We start from the raw sequence: 14,886 nt of genomic DNA, 5'->3' as shown, positions 1-14,886 counted from the left end.
GGGCCGTCCCAGGGGTGACAGGGTTAGCCGTTTTCCGTGCGGGTGGGCAGGTATTGACACAAATGTCAAAGAATTGGCACAGTTCTCCCATTTCTGGGACAACAGGCATACGGTGGTCCCATGCCCACAACATCCATGCTTCGGCCGGCAACCCCCGGACGCGACGATGCGCGGTGGCTCACCGACCGGTGGGTCGAGGACCCTCCGCTCGGCACCGACATGGCAAAGCTGGCCGGCCGGCTCAACCCCGTCCTGACGGCGGAGGTGACGTCCCCGGGCGTGGCCCACGGCGCGGATTTCGAGACGATTCTGGTGGCGGCACTGGGCTGCGCGATTGCACGGACCGTCGGCCCGGGATCGCTGGCCATGGTGCTCGACGGCGAGGCCGCGCAGCGATCCATTCGCTTGCAGTGCAGGGACCTGCGCGGCGCCGACGCGACCCACCCGGCGGCCGTGGTGGCGCCGGGTGCTGGCGCCGGCGCGGTTCGGGTTTCCTACCGCTCGTGCGTGGCCGGCACCACCGCGCCCGTCGGCCACCTGCTGGCCTTGCACGCCCGCCGCGGCGCCGATGTGATCTACCTGAACTGGTGGTACGACACCCGCAGCTTCGATCGGCACACCATCGAGGAGTTCGACGAGCAGCTACCGCTGGCGCTCATCGAGGTGGTCTCCGGCTGAGTGGGCACGGATTTGCCTCGCTGTCTAGAATCGACACAAACAGCGTTGATCCGGCCATCACCGGGGAGCTTTCGGAAGAACCGCCCGGTCGACGGGCGCAGTAGAACCGAACGGGTGCGGCCCGTCACAGCCGATCGAAGTTGAGCGGCGCGCCCCACGGCGCGCAAGCGGGGTGGTACCGCGGCGCTCGCGCACCGTGCGCGACGTCGTCCCCGTGCCGAAGATGCCAGGCACAGGAGACGACACGCAGTGGCCGACAGTGGGACTCCGCACACCAGCCCCAACGCCTATCCCAAGTTCGGGTCGGGCTCCGTTGGGGCGCCGAGCTTTCCGGAGCTCGAAGCCGAGGTGCTCGAGTACTGGGACGCCGACGACACGTTCCGGGCCTCGATCGCGCGCCGGGAGGGTGCGCCGGAGTACGTCTTCTACGACGGGCCGCCCTTCGCCAACGGACTGCCGCACTACGGCCACCTGCTGACCGGCTACGTCAAGGACATCGTCCCGCGGTACCGCACCATGCGCGGCTACAAGGTGGAACGCCGGTTCGGGTGGGACACCCACGGCCTGCCCGCCGAACTCGAAGTGCAGCGGCAGCTGGGGATCACCGACAAGGCCCAGATCGAAGAGATGGGCATCGAGAAGTTCAACGACGCGTGTCGGGCCTCGGTGCTCAAGTACACCGACGAATGGCGCGCCTACGTCACGCGGCAGGCCCGCTGGGTCGACTTCGACAACGACTACAAGACCCTGGATCTCACCTTCATGGAGTCGGTGATCTGGGCGTTCAAGCAACTGTGGGACAAGGGACTGGCCTACGAGGGCTTCCGGGTGCTGCCGTACTGCTGGAACGACGAGACCCCGTTGTCCAGCCACGAACTGCGGATGGACGACGACGTCTATCAGAGCCGGCAGGATCCGGCGATCACTGTCGGGCTGCGGGTGACCGAGGGGCCGCTGGCCGGGGCGCACCTGCTGGTGTGGACCACCACGCCGTGGACCCTGCCGTCGAACCAGGCCGTCGCGGTCCATCCGGAGGTCGACTATGTCGAGGTCCGGGGACCCGACGGCAACCGCTACGTGTTGGCGCAGGCCAGACTGGCCGCCTACGCCCGGGAGCTGGGGGAGGAGCCCGAGGTTCTCGGCACCCACACCGGCGCCGATCTGCTGGGCGTGCGGTACCTGCCGCCGTTCCCGTACTTCGTCGGTACCGACAAGGCGCACAACGCCTTCCAGGTGCTGCGCGGCGACTATGTCACCACCGAGGACGGCACCGGCATCGTGCACATGGCCCCCGCCTACGGCGAGGACGACAAGGCCACCACCGACACCGTGGGGATCGTCCCGGCGACGCCGGTGGACTCCAAGGGCCGCTTCGACGCTCAGGTTCCGGACTACCAGGGCATGCAGGTCTTCGACGCGAACCCGCAGATCATCCGGGACCTGAAGAACGGCACCGGTTCGGCGGCCGTCAACGCGCCGGTGCTGCTGCGCCACGAAACCTACGAGCACTCGTACCCGCACTGCTGGCGCTGCCGCAACCCGCTGATCTACCGCGCGGTGTCGTCGTGGTTCGTCAAGGTGACCCAGTTCCGGGACCGCATGGTCGAACTCAACCAGCAGATCACCTGGTATCCCGAACACGTCAAGGACGGCCAGTTCGGCAAGTGGCTGCAGGGCGCCCGCGACTGGTCGATCTCCCGAAACCGCTACTGGGGCACCCCGATTCCGGTGTGGACGTCCGACGACCCGGCCTACCCTCGGATCGACGTCTACGGCTCGCTGGATGAGCTCGAACGCGATTTCGGGGTGCGGCCCGACAACCTGCACCGGCCCTACATCGACGAGCTGACCCGGCCCAACCCGGACGACCCGACGGGCAAGTCGACCATGCGCCGGATCGAGGACGTCTTCGACGTCTGGTTCGACTCGGGGTCCATGCCGTTTGCCCAGGTGCACTATCCCTTCGAGAACAAGGAATGGTTCTTGGGGCGGGCGGCGGGGGAGGACCCGGCGGCGCCCGGCGAGGACCCGCATTTCCCGGGCGACTTCATCGTCGAGTACATCGGCCAGACGCGGGGCTGGTTCTACACCCTGCATGTGCTGGCCACCGCACTGTTCGACAAGCCCGCCTTCAAGACCTGTGTCAGCCACGGCATCGTGCTGGGCAACGACGGCCAGAAGATGAGCAAGTCGCTGCGCAACTATCCGGATGTCAGCGAGGTGTTCGACCGCGACGGGTCCGACGCCATGCGCTGGTTCCTGATGGCCTCGCCGATCCTGCGCGGCGGCAACCTGATCGTCACCGAGCAGGGCATCCGCGAAGGTGTGCGTCAGGTGCTGTTGCCGCTGTCGAACGCCTACAGCTTCCTGGCGCTGTACGCGCCGAAGGTGGGGCAGTGGCGGACCGATTCGACCCACGTGCTCGACCGGTACATCCTGGCCAAGCTGGCCGTGCTGCGCGACGACCTTACCGCCGCGATGGACAGCTGCGACATCTCCGGGGCGTGCGAGCAGCTGCGGTCATTCACCGAGGCGCTCACGAATTGGTATGTGCGCCGGTCGCGTAACCGGTTCTGGGACGAAGACCGCGACGCGATCGACACCCTGCACACGGTCCTCGAGGTCACCTCCCGACTGGCCGCCCCGCTGTTGCCGCTGTCGACCGAGGTGATCTGGCGCGGGCTGACGGGACAGCGATCGGTGCACCTGACCGACTGGCCCGAGGCCAACCTGCCCACCGACCCCGCCCTGGTGGCGGCCATGGACCAGGTCCGCGACGTCTGCTCGCTGGGGTCCTCGCTGCGCAAGGCCAAGAAGCTGCGGGTGCGGTTGCCGCTGCCGAAGCTCACCGTGGCGGTCACCGATCCCGAGGCGCTGCGGCCGTTCGTCGATCTGATCGCCGACGAACTGAACGTCAAGGCCGTCGAGTTGACCGACGACATCGCCGCCTTCGGCCGCTTCGAGTTGACGGTCAACGCCCGCGTCGCGGGCCCGCGCATCGGCAAGGACGTGCAGGCCGCGATCAAGGCGGTCAAGTCCGGCGCCGGCGTGCTCAACGCCGACGGCACCCTGACGGCCGGACCGGCCACGTTGCTGCCCGCGGAGTTCAGCTCGAAACTGGTTGCCGCCGAGCCCGGTTCCACGGCCGCGCTGCCCGACGGCGCCGGCCTGGTGGTGCTCGACCCGACCGTGACGCCGGAGTTGGAGGCCGAGGGCTGGGCCAAGGACCGCATCCGAGAGCTGCAGGACCTGCGCAAGTCGACCGGCCTCGAGGTGTCCGATCGGGTCGCGGTCAAGATGTCCGTGCCGGCCGAAAAGGAACCCTGGGCCCGCACCCATCGCGACCTGATCGCCGGTGAGATCCTGGCGACCAGTTTTGATCTGGTGGCGGCCGACGACGTCGCCGACGGCGTCGAGATCGGTGACGGGGTGCGGGTCACGCTCGCGAAGGCTTCGCAGGCCTGAGAGCCCGCTAGGGGCCCGTCACCCGGGCCTCGTGTCCGTCCACCGACACGGTGTCCCCGCGGCGCAGCTGCCGACCGCGCCGGAGCTCCACCTCGCCGTTGACGGTGACCAGCCCGTCGGCGATGACCGACTTCGCGTCGGCCCCCGAGTCGATGAGCCCGGCCAGCTTGAGGAACTGGCCGAGCCGGATGGTGTCGTCGCGGATGGACACGTCGTTCATGCCGGACAGCTAACCATCCGCGGCGCGTCCAGTTCCCCACGCCACGGGCCCGTCGGCCGCGATTGCGCAAGCCCCGCCTTTGGCGAGCCCACGCGATTGTGCCGCAAATGGCGGGCAACCGTGAATTGTTCAAATTAGTGATCACGGGCACCGGTGTTGACAACTGGATAGCGGTGTGAATGTACTCGAATTCGGTCCCGTGCCGGGGCAGCGTTTGACGGTGTCGCCCATCACATTTGGCCGCATTGTATAGTCCGCAAGGTTGTGGCAGCGCCCGATTTGGGCTTTCGATTCACTGAAAGGTTCCGAGCCTCTGGTCATTGTGTCCATTTGTCAATTAATTCTTTAGACAGAGGTAGCACGTTGAGCGTGTCAGAGATGGTCCGGTTCAGTATCCCGCTGGTCGTACTGTTGCTGGTGCTTTTTTACGGCGGAACTTTTTTGATTTCCGTCCGTATCGGTAAGAAACGAGAAAATGCCGATGGTTACATGACCGCCGGCAACAATCTGGGTTTTGGAATCTCCGCGGCGAGTATGACCGCCACCTGGATTTGGGCGGCGTCGATGTATGCCTCCGCCACTTCCGGATACACCTACGGAATTTCCGGCCCCATCCACTACGGGCTGTGGGGCGCCCTGATGATCCTTTTCATCTACCCGTTCGGTCGACGGATCAGGGCGGTCGCGCCCCGGGCGCACACGCTCGCCGAGGTGATGTTCGCCCGCCACGGGCGCTCCAGCCAACTCATGCTGGCCGGATCCAACGTGGTCGGGTCGGTCATCAGCTTGATGTCGAACTTCCTGGCCGGCGGCGTCCTGATCGCCCTGCTGTCGCCGTTGAACTTCATCCAGGGCGTCTTCACCGTGGCGTTGGGGGTGCTGCTGTACTCGCTGTGGTCGGGGTTCCGGGCGTCGGTTCTCACCGACTTCGTGCAGGTGGTCGCCATGCTGGGCGCGGTGGTCATCATCGTGCCGGTCATTTTCTTCGCCGCCGGTTTTCCCGCGGCGTTCGAACTCGGGGCCGCCAATCTCACCGATCAGCAGGCCAATTTCTTCTCCAGTGAGGCCTTTCTGAATCAGGGCGCTCCGTATATCGCCGCGGTGCTGGCGTATGCGATTGGAAACCAAACGATCGCGCAGCGTCTTTTTGCGGTCAACGAGCGCCTGATCAAGCCGACATTCATCACGGCGACCATCGGTTATGGCGCCACCGTCATCGGCATCGGCATGCTCGGCGTCCTGGCCCTGTATCTCGGTATCGAGCCGCTCGACGGCGACGTCAACAACATCATTCCGCAGATGGCGGCGACGTATCTGCCGACCATTCTGTTGGTGCTGTTCTTCATCATGGTGATCGGTGCCCTGTCGTCGACGGCGGACTCCGACCTCGCGGCGCTTTCGTCGATCGCGATGGCAGATGTCTACGGGCAGAACATCGCCGGCAAGAACGACGCGAACCCTCGGACCATGCTGCTGGTCGGCCGACTGACAATGGTCATTGCGACCGCGTTGGCGATTTCGTTTGCCAGCCTGCAACTCAGCATTCTGGACCTGCTGGTCTTCGTGGGTGCGCTGTGGGGCGCGCTGGTCTTCCCGGTGATCGCGAGCTTCTACTGGAAGAAGGTCACCAACCGGGCGTTCACCACCTCGGTACTGGTGGCCTTGGCCTGCTTCCTGCCGGTGCGGTTCGGCTGGATCCCGGTCGACGGCGCGATGGGCTACCTGGTCGATGTCCTCAACGTCGTCGGTATCGGCGTCGTTCTCGGGTTGATGGTGTTCGGCTTCTTCGGACTCCGCCCGGCCGTGACCGTCGGTGTCGCCGCCATGGTGGCCTCGGCACCGTTCGTCATCGGATTCCTGCACGACTACGCCACGCTCAGTGGCTCGTTGGTGGCCTACGCGGTCAGCGCCATCGTGTGTTTCGGCATGTCGGTGCGCTCGGAAGAGAACTTCGACTTCGCCGTCATCAAACAGCGCACGGGTGACTTCGACACGGAAGCGGCGGAACGGCGGATCGACGACGACCCTGAGTCGGCCGTCCCGGCCGCCGTCGGGAGAGGAGAACGGGGATGAGCACGCTCGCGTTGACCGTCTATGTGCTGGTGTGGCCGGTGATCGTGGCCGTGGTGCTGGGCGTGTTGGTGACCGCGTTCACCAAGGAGTGGCGGGAGGCCCGGCGCACCGGCGAAGACCTGATCTGATCGCCGCGGGTACGCGCGACCTAGCATCGGTGCGTGGACCGATCGGCCCGGTGGGTGCTGCACCTCGACATGGACGCGTTCTTCGCCTCCGTCGAGCAGCTGACCCGGCCGACGCTGCGGGGCCGGCCGGTGCTCGTCGGGGGCCTCGGCGGACGCGGGGTGGTGGCCGGGGCCAGCTACGAGGCCAGGGTTTTCGGCGCCCACTCCGCGATGCCGATGCATCAGGCCCGACGTCAGGTGGGCCCCGCGGCGGTGGTGTTGCCGCCGCGGGGGGTGGTCTACAGCGTCGCGAGCAAGCGCGTCTTCGACACCGTGCGCGCCGTGGTCCCGATCCTCGAGCAGTTGTCCTTCGACGAGGCCTTCGGTGAACCGGCGGCGTTGGCCGGTGCCGACGCGGACGACGCCCGCCGGTTCTGCGAGGACCTGCGGCGGCGGGTCCGCGACGAGACCGGGCTGGTGGCCTCCGTCGGGGCGGGATCCGGTAAGCAGATCGCCAAGATCGCCTCGGGGCTCGCCAAGCCCGACGGGGTGCGGGTGGTGGGACGCGATGAGGAACAGGGCCTGCTGGCCCGGCTTCCGGTCCGCAAGCTCTGGGGGATCGGGCCGGTGGCCGAGGAGAAGTTGCACCGGCTGGGCATCGAGACCGTGGGCCAGTTGGCCGCACTGGACGCCAGTGAGGCGGCCGGCATCCTGGGCGGCACCGTCGGGCCGGCGCTGCACCGGCTGGCCCGCGGCATCGACGACCGTCCCGTGGCCGAGCGCGCGGAGGCCAAACAGATCAGCGCCGAATCCACCTTCGCGGCCGACCTCACCACGCTGGATCAGCTGCGGGAGGCCACCGGACCGATCGCCGAGCACGCGCACCGCCGCCTCGAACGCGACGGTCGGGGCGCGCGGACCGTCACGGTGAAGCTCAAGAAGTCCGACATGAGCACCCTGACCCGCTCGGCGACGCTGCCCTACGCCACCACCGAGGTCGCGACGTTGCTCGCGACCGCCCGCCGACTGCTGTTGGATCCCGTCGACGTCGGCCCGATCCGCCTGCTGGGCGTCGGTTTTTCGGGACTCTCCGACGTGCGGCAGGAATCGCTGTTCCCGGAGCTCGAACAGCAGGAGGCAGAGGTCGGCGACACCCGCGTCCCGGTCGCTGCGCCCGAACCCGATTCCGGTGGGTGGCGCATCGGTGACGACGTCACCCACCCGGAGCTCGGCCACGGCTGGCTGCAGGGCGCCGGACACGGCGTGATGACCGTCCGTTTCGAAACGCGGTGCAGCGGAGTGGGTCCCGCGCGGACCTTCCCGGTCGACAGCCCCGACATCACTCGGGCCAACCCGGTCGACAGCCTGGACTGGGCCGACTACGTCGGAGAGTTGGCCGACGACGAGGGCGGGCCCTGACCGCCGGTCAGCCCCACCGCGCCAGCACGTCGGCGACGGAGACGTCGCCGGCCGCCAGCGCCGCCATCAACAGCACCCGGGCCTGCGCGGGGCGCAGCGTGGGCACCGGCACGGCGCCGGCGTCCACCAGCGCCGCCCCGGGGCCGTACCCCGCACTGGTTTCGCCGCCGGCCACCCGGGTCGCGACGGCCACCACGACGCCGTCGCGGCAGTGCCGGTGCACCCCCTCGATGATCGGTTCCCCCGCGTTGCCCGCGCCCAGGGCCTCCAACACGATGGCGCGGGCCCCGGCGCGCACACAGGCATCGAGGGCGACGGTGTCGGCGCCGGGATAGGCCGCCACGATGTCGACCCGGGGGGCCTGCGCCGCGCGCAGCGACCCCAGATACGGCCGCTGCTCGTCGGTCTTGTCCAGTGCGCCGAGATCGCGCCCGATGAACCCGACCCCGTTCGGGCCGCCGGATTTGTACAGCCCCAGCGGCGCCAACACCTCGCCGTCGAAGCTGATCAGCACCCCCTGGCCCGCGGCGTCGGGCCGACCCGCCAGGGCCAGCGCGGCGGCCAGGTTCGCCGGCCCGTCGGCCTGCGGCGAGTCCGCGCTGTACATCGCGCCGGTGAACACCACCGGCGCGGTGCCGCGGTAGGTCAGTTCACACCACAGGGTCGTTTCCTCGAGCGTGTCGGTGCCGTGGGTGACGACCACCCCGTCGGCACCCACCCGCACGGCGGCCGCGATGGCGGCGCCGATGGCGTCCCAGTCGGCGGGGGACAGCTGCGAGCTGTCGCGCGCCATCAGCTCGGTCACCGTCACCTCGGCGGGGGCCTCCAGCCCCGCCAGCAACTGTTCGCCGCTGCGCCGAACCCGCTTGATTCCGTCCGCATCGGTGCTGGTCGCTATGGTCCCGCCGGTGGTGACGACGTGCAGTCGAGGCATGCACCGATCATGCCGCAACGGTGCGGCGTCGAGGTCCCGCGACTTTCTAGGGGATGATGGAGGCGTGATTGACGAAACGGCCGGTTCGGTGGAACCGGCGGCCGCCGATACGGGCGATACCGAGGTTGCCGGCGCGCCCGCCTCTGACGCCGCCGCGGCACCCGTGGCCCGGGGTCGACTGAAGTTGCTGCTGTCGGTGGCTGCCGTCATCCTGCTGCTCGACATCGTCACCAAGGTGCTCGCGGTGCGCCTGCTGACCCCCGGGCAACCGGTGTCGATCATCGGCGACACCGTGACCTGGACGCTGGTGCGCAACTCCGGTGCGGCCTTCTCGATGGCCACCGGCTACACCTGGGTCCTGACGCTGGTGGCGACCGCCGTGGTGATCGGCATCGTGTGGATGGGCCGACGCCTGGTGTCGCCGTGGTGGGCCGTGGGCCTGGGCCTGATTCTCGGCGGGGCGCTGGGCAACCTGGTCGACCGGTTCTTCCGGTCGCCGGGCCCGCTGCGCGGTCACGTCGTCGACTTCCTGTCGATCGGCTGGTGGCCGGTGTTCAACGTCGCCGACCCCGCCGTGGTCGGCGGGGCCATCCTGCTGGTCGCGCTGTCGCTGTTCGGCTTCGACTTCGACACCGTCGGCCGCCGCGGCAAACAGGACACCGAGGCGGCGGACCCGAAGACGGACGCCGTGGCCGAGACCACGCCCGCCACGACCGAACCCGAGAAGTGATGGCGGACCGGTCGATGCCGGTCCCCGAAGGACTGGCCGGGATGCGGGTGGACGCCGGGCTGGCGCGCCTGCTGGGACTGTCCCGGACGGCGGCGGCGACGCTGGCCGAGGAGGGCGGGGTCGTCCTCGACGGCACGCCGGCCGACAAATCAGATCGCCTGACCGCGGGCGCCTGGCTCGATGTGACGCTGCCCGAGGCGCCCGCCCCGGTGGAGAACACCCCGGAACACATCGAGGGGATGGCGATCCTCTACTCCGATGACGACATCGTGGTGGTGGACAAACCCCCGGGCGTGGCGGCGCACGCCACCGTCGGTTGGCACGGCCCCACGGTGCTCGGCGGACTCGCCGCGGCGGGATTTCGGATCAGCACATCCGGCATCCATGAGCGCCAGGGCATCGTGCACCGCCTCGACGTCGGCACCTCGGGCGTCATGGTGGTTGCGCTGTCCGAGCGGGCCTACACCCTGCTCAAGCGCGCGTTCAAGCAGCGCACCGTCGACAAGCGGTACCACGCCCTGGTGCAGGGTCATCCGGACCCGTCGAGCGGCACCATCGACGCCCCCATCGGCCGGCACCGCGGGCACGACTGGAAGTTCGCGGTGACCGAGAACGGCCGGCACAGCATCACCCACTACGACACCGTGGAGGCCTTCGTCTCGGCCAGCCTGCTCGACGTCCATCTGGAGACCGGCCGCACGCACCAGATCCGGGTGCACTTCGCTGCGCTGCACCACCCGTGCTGTGGCGATCTCACCTACGGCGCCGACCCGACACTGGCGAAAAAACTTGGGCTGCAACGGCAGTGGCTGCACGCCCGCTCGCTGGGGTTTGCCCATCCCGCCGACGGTCGCCGCTTCGAGATCACCAGCCCGTACCCCGCTGATTTGCAGCACGCCCTGGACGTGCTGCACCAGTAGTGGCCCGCGGCGAGCGCGCGGCCGGTTCCGGTGGCCTGCTCTTCGGGGTCGGCGCCTACGGGGCCTGGGGGCTGTTCCCGGGCTTCTTTCCGCTGCTCAAACCGGCCGGCGCCGCCGAGATACTCGCGCATCGCATCGTCTGGATGGCGCTGCTCATGCTCGTGGTCGTCGCGGCGCTGCGGCGCCTCGGTGACCTGCGGCGGATCACCGGCCGGGTGTGGCTGCTGCTGGCCGCGGCCTCGGCGCTGATCTCGGCGAACTGGGTGATCTACATCTACGCCGTCAACAACGGCCATGTCGTCGACGCGGCGCTGGGTTACTTCATCAACCCGCTGGTCAGTGTCGCGTTGGGGGTGGTGATCTTTCGGGAATCGCTGAACCGTGCGCAGGGCTTCGCGCTGCTGTTGGCCGTGGCAGCCGTGGTCATCCTCACGCTGGAACTCGGTGCCCCGCCGTGGATTTCGCTGGGCCTGGCGCTGTCATTCGGCTTCTACGGGCTGGTGAAGAAGGTGGTGCCGACGGACCCGCGGGTCAGCGTCGGGGTGGAGGCCGGGCTGGCCGCCCCGTTCGCGTTGGTCTTCATCCTGGTCGGGATGTCGGCCGGCCAACAGGCGTTCCTGTCCAACGGCCCCTGGCACACCGCGTTGATGATCGCCTCCGGTGCGGTGACGGCCATCCCGCTGCTGCTGTTCGCCGCGGCCGCGCAACGCCTACCCCTGGTGAGCCTCGGACTACTGATGTACCTCACCCCGGTGATGCAGCTCAGTTGGGGAGTGTTCATCGGGCGCGAACCGATGCCGCCCGCGCGCTGGCTGGGGTTCGCGCTGATCTGGGTGGCGTTGGCGGTGTTCACCGCCGACGCGATCTACCGCAGCCGACGCCCACCGCCGGCGGCGCTGACGCCGTGAGCGCCACCGCCGGTGGGTCGTGCGGCTAATTGCCCGGCAGCAGCACCGGTTTGATGATCTCGCCGGCCAGGGCGCGCTGCTCCACGGTGTTGATCTCCGACAGTGCGAAGGTCTCGACCAGTCGGTCGAACGGGAACCGCCCCGCCTGCCACAGCGCGATCAGGGTGGGGATGAACGTCTGCGGGCTGGCGTCGCCCTCCATGATGCCCACCAGCGTGCGACCCACCGGCAGGGCCATCGGCTCGAGGACGAGGTCACCCTGCGGAACGCCGACCATGCCCAGCACGCCCCGCTGCGTCAGCGCGCCCACGGCCGCGGCGATGACCGCGGGCAGCCCGGTGGTGTCCAGGCCGTAGTCGACGCCGGCCGGCGCCACCGCCGCGATCTGCTCGGTCAGGTCTCCCGCGCCGGCGACGATGGTGTGGGTGGCGCCGAGTTCGCGCGCCAGCTCGAGGCGTTTCTCGTTCAGGTCGACGGCGATGATCGGGCCGGCGCCGGCGACCTTGGCGGCCATGATCGCCGACAGCCCCACGGCACCGGTGCCGGTCACGACGAGGCTGGCCGCGGGCGGCACCCGCAGCGCCTCGAGGATGGCGCCGGCCCCGGTCTGGATGCCGCAGCCCAGCGGGCCGAGCAGTTCCAGCGGCAGGGACTTGTCGACGACGACGGCGTTGTCGACGTCGACCACGGCGTGCGTGGCGAAGGAGGACTGGCCGAACCACCACGCGGCGACGGGTTTTCCGTCGGCGTCGGTGAGCGGAGCGCCCCCGTCGACCCCGGGGCCACCGAGGTTGCGTTCCACGAAGGTGTCGCAGTAGGAGGGCCGGGCCTCGCGGCAGTTGCGGCACCGGCCGCACGAGTCGAAGCTCAGCACCACGTGATCGCCGACGGACACCGCGTCCACCGCGGAGCCGACGGCCTCCACCACGCCGGCGCCCTCATGGCCCACCACGATCGGCGGGGTGCCGAAACCCATTGCGGCGCGCGGCAGGACGTCGGTGTGACAGTGCCCGACGCCGACGATGCGGACCAGGATCTGCCGGGGACCCGGGTCGGCCAACTCGAGTTCTTCGAGGGTGAACGGGGATTGCTCGCCGCGCAGTACGGCTGCGGTGATCTTCATGGAGGTGATCCTTAAGACTGGGTGGCGGGCAGGTACATCGACTTGATCTGCTGATAGGCGGCGAGGCCTTCGGGGCCGAGTTCGCGGCCCAGTCCGCTGGCTTTGACGCCGCCGAACGGGGCGCCGAAGTCCAGGGTGTAGTTGTTGACCCCGATGCTGCCGGTCTGCACCCGGCGCGCGACGTCGAGTCCGCGTTCCTGGTCGCCGGTCCACACGCTGCCGCCCAGCCCGTACTCGGAGTCGTTGGCGATCGCGATCGCCTCGTCGACGTCGCTGTAGGGGATGACCGCCAGGACGGGGCCGAAGATCTCCTCCTGGGCGATGGTGTGGGAGTTCTCGACGTTGTCGAAGATGGTCGGCTCGACGAACCAGCCGGATCCGGCGTCGGCGGGGTGGCCGCCGCCGGTGGTGATCCGGGCGCCGTCGGACACGCCGCGCTCGATGTAGCTGCGCACCCGTTCTTGCTGGCGGGCAGTGGCCAGCGGTCCGATCTGGGTGGTCGGGTCCAGGGCGTTGCCGACCTTGAGCGAGCGGGCGAAATCGGTGAGCAGGTCCACGGTTTCGGCGTAGCGCTGCCGCGGGGCCAGCACCCGGGTGCCGAGGTAGCAGGTCTGGCCGTTGTTCATCAGGGTCGCGGCGAAGAACTCCTGCAGCAGCGAGGGCAGGTCGGCGTCGTCGAGGATGATCGAGGCCGACTTGCCGCCCAGTTCGAGGGTGACCGGCCGGATCAGCCGGCCGCACACCTCGCCGATGGCGCGCCCGGCCGCGGTGGAACCGGTGAAGGCCACCTTGTCCACGCCCGGGTGGGCGACGAGGTAGGCGCCGACCTCGCGGCCGCCGGGCACGATGTTGATCACGCCGGCGGGGATGTCGGACTCGGCGACGGCCTCGGCGAGCAGGTGGGAGTCCAGGACGGTCTCGGGGGAGGGCTTGATGACCACCGTGCAGCCCGCCGCCAGCAGCGGGGCGAGCTTGAAGAAGGTCAGGGTCTGCGGATAGTTCCACGGCACGACCGCCGCGACCACGCCGATGGGTTCGCGGCGCACCACGGTGGTGCCGCCGCCGACACCGGTGCGACGCTCCTCGATCTCCTGGTTGCTCGCCAGGTCGGCGTAGTAGCGCAGCAACATCGCCGGCACGACGGCCTCGGTGACCGAGGCGATCGCGATCGGCATGCCGTTCTGGGTGCTGACCGCCTGCGCGGTGGCCTCGCCGCGACGATCGAGGGCCTCGGCCAGCGACAGCATGGCCTTGGCGCGCTCCTGTGGGCTGCGGGTGGCCCAGTCGCCGGCATCGAAGGCCCGTCGCGCGGCGTCGACCGCGGCGTCGACGTCGGCCTCGCCGGCCTGCGGCACGGTGGCCACCGGCTGGCCGGTGCTGGCGTTGACGACATCGATGCGCTGCGGCGCCGCGGGCGTGCTCCAGGCGCCGTCGATCCAGAAGCCGGTGCGTTCGGGGAAGGTCATGCGTTGCTCCTCGTCACTGAGTGGTTGGCATCGTGCTGGGCATCGGCGGCGGCCGCGACGTCGAGCACGGTGCGGGCCACCAGATCAGGATCGTCGAACATCGGTACGTGGCCGACGTCGGGCAGGGTGATGAACTCGGCCTGGGGGACCAGCTTGGGGAACCGGAGCCCGTAGGGCTGGTAGGGGATCAGGCCGTCCTTCTCGCAGGAGGCGATGGTCACCGGGCAGTCGATGCTGCCGAGCTGGTGATCGGTGGTGAGGATCGGCTCCATCAGCTCGAAATATATGTTGCAGCGCAGGTTGTCGCGGACGAATGCCGCGGCCTCGACGATCGAGATGCGGTCGCTGTGCGCCATCGCGGCACTGAGCAGCAGGTGCCGGATCCGGTGGGAGCGCAGCACGAACTCGGCGTAGGGGCCGATCGCGGCGAACACCTTGCGGGCCACCTGCAGCTTGAGCCGCAGCGGAAGCAGGTGCCGGCCCCGCGGTTCCCAGCCCAGCGCCGGGGCCAGCGCGGTCACCGACAGGGCGCGCCCGCGCGCGGCCAGTTCGAGGGACAGCCAGCCGCCCAGCGAGTTGCCGACCAGGTGGGCGCGGGTGATCCCGGCCCGGTCGAGGTCGCGTTCGAGCTGGTCGGCCAGTGCGGACACGCTCACCGGGACGCCCTCGGGGAGCTGCGGTCCGCGGGCATGGCCGGCCAGTCGGGCGACGTGGACGCGGTGGTGTTCCTCGAGCGCCGGCACGACCGGCACCCAATGGCGCCAGCTGCCGCTGAACCCGTGGATCAACACCATCGGGGAGGCGTCGGGCCCGGAATTGTTCACGGACATCTCCTGTTCCAGT

The 14,886-nt window shown here is 69.1% G+C and carries 13 protein-coding genes; 8 read left to right on the top strand and 5 right to left on the bottom strand.

The window, feature by feature from the left end:
• Window positions 1-120 precede the first annotated feature (120 nt).
• Window positions 121-678, top strand: a complete 558-nt coding sequence (locus tag R2K23_RS12445; protein WP_316509907.1) for a hypothetical protein — start codon at window positions 121-123, stop codon at window positions 676-678.
• 249 nt (window positions 679-927) lie between these two features.
• A complete protein-coding gene (gene ileS, locus R2K23_RS12440; protein ID WP_316509906.1) occupies window positions 928-4,143 on the top strand; it encodes an isoleucine--tRNA ligase in 3,216 nt (1,071 codons plus the stop codon).
• A 7-nt stretch (window positions 4,144-4,150) separates the two neighbouring features.
• Here the strand turns inward: ileS and R2K23_RS12435 are convergent, their stop codons facing one another.
• A complete protein-coding gene (locus R2K23_RS12435; protein ID WP_316509905.1) occupies window positions 4,151-4,363 on the bottom strand; it encodes an RNA-binding S4 domain-containing protein in 213 nt (70 codons plus the stop codon).
• Window positions 4,364-4,741: 378 nt separating this feature from the next.
• On the opposite strand from R2K23_RS12435, the gene R2K23_RS12430 reads away from it, so the two are divergent.
• The 3 genes from R2K23_RS12430 to R2K23_RS12420 all read left to right on the top strand — a co-directional run bounded on the left by R2K23_RS12430 (window position 4,742) and on the right by R2K23_RS12420 (window position 7,962).
• Window positions 4,742-6,436 carry a sodium:solute symporter family protein gene (locus tag R2K23_RS12430; RefSeq protein ID WP_316517245.1) on the top strand — a complete coding sequence of 565 codons (1,695 nt, stop codon included), beginning with the start codon at window positions 4,742-4,744 and terminating at the stop codon, window positions 6,434-6,436.
• A complete protein-coding gene (locus R2K23_RS12425) occupies window positions 6,433-6,564 on the top strand; it encodes a putative transporter small subunit (protein WP_316509904.1) in 132 nt (43 codons plus the stop codon). Before R2K23_RS12430 ends, R2K23_RS12425 begins: the two co-directional genes overlap by 4 nt.
• A gap of 69 nt (window positions 6,565-6,633) precedes the next feature.
• Window positions 6,634-7,962: a DNA polymerase IV gene (locus R2K23_RS12420; RefSeq protein ID WP_396893588.1), complete on the top strand. Its 1,329-nt coding sequence runs from the start codon at window positions 6,634-6,636 to the stop codon at window positions 7,960-7,962.
• Window positions 7,963-7,969: 7 nt separating this feature from the next.
• Here R2K23_RS12420 and R2K23_RS12415 read toward each other — a convergent pair whose 3' ends face one another.
• Window positions 7,970-8,896 (bottom strand): asparaginase domain-containing protein, encoded by a 927-nt coding sequence (locus tag R2K23_RS12415; protein WP_316509902.1) that lies wholly within the window; start codon window positions 8,894-8,896, stop codon window positions 7,970-7,972.
• 64 nt (window positions 8,897-8,960) lie between these two features.
• On the opposite strand from R2K23_RS12415, the gene lspA reads away from it, so the two are divergent.
• Genes lspA through rarD form a run of 3 tightly spaced genes read left to right on the top strand, consistent with a single transcriptional unit; the run spans window position 8,961 to window position 11,454 of the window.
• Window positions 8,961-9,626 carry a signal peptidase II gene (gene lspA, locus R2K23_RS12410; RefSeq protein ID WP_396891886.1) on the top strand — a complete coding sequence of 222 codons (666 nt, stop codon included), beginning with the start codon at window positions 8,961-8,963 and terminating at the stop codon, window positions 9,624-9,626.
• Window positions 9,626-10,546 (top strand): RluA family pseudouridine synthase, encoded by a 921-nt coding sequence (locus tag R2K23_RS12405; RefSeq protein ID WP_316509901.1) that lies wholly within the window; start codon window positions 9,626-9,628, stop codon window positions 10,544-10,546. The genes lspA and R2K23_RS12405 overlap by 1 nt, the downstream gene beginning before the upstream one ends.
• Window positions 10,546-11,454 carry an EamA family transporter RarD gene (gene rarD, locus R2K23_RS12400; RefSeq protein ID WP_316509900.1) on the top strand — a complete coding sequence of 303 codons (909 nt, stop codon included), beginning with the start codon at window positions 10,546-10,548 and terminating at the stop codon, window positions 11,452-11,454. Before R2K23_RS12405 ends, rarD begins: the two co-directional genes overlap by 1 nt.
• 25 nt (window positions 11,455-11,479) lie before the next feature.
• Here rarD and R2K23_RS12395 read toward each other — a convergent pair whose 3' ends face one another.
• Genes R2K23_RS12395 through R2K23_RS12385 form a run of 3 tightly spaced genes read right to left on the bottom strand, consistent with a single transcriptional unit; the run spans window position 11,480 to window position 14,867 of the window.
• Window positions 11,480-12,577: an NAD(P)-dependent alcohol dehydrogenase gene (locus R2K23_RS12395; RefSeq protein WP_316509899.1), complete on the bottom strand. Its 1,098-nt coding sequence runs from the start codon at window positions 12,575-12,577 to the stop codon at window positions 11,480-11,482.
• Window positions 12,578-12,588: 11 nt separating this feature from the next.
• Window positions 12,589-14,043, bottom strand: coding sequence for an aldehyde dehydrogenase (locus tag R2K23_RS12390; RefSeq protein WP_316509898.1), 1,455 nt, complete (start codon window positions 14,041-14,043; stop codon window positions 12,589-12,591).
• Window positions 14,040-14,867, bottom strand: coding sequence for an alpha/beta fold hydrolase (locus R2K23_RS12385; RefSeq protein WP_316509897.1), 828 nt, complete (start codon window positions 14,865-14,867; stop codon window positions 14,040-14,042). Before R2K23_RS12385 ends, R2K23_RS12390 begins: the two co-directional genes overlap by 4 nt.
• Window positions 14,868-14,886 lie beyond the last annotated feature (19 nt).

Source organism: Mycolicibacterium sp. MU0050, assembly GCF_963378085.1.
Taxonomy (GTDB): domain Bacteria; phylum Actinomycetota; class Actinomycetes; order Mycobacteriales; family Mycobacteriaceae; genus Mycobacterium; species Mycobacterium wendilense.
This window is presented reverse-complemented; position numbering and strand designations above follow the sequence as displayed.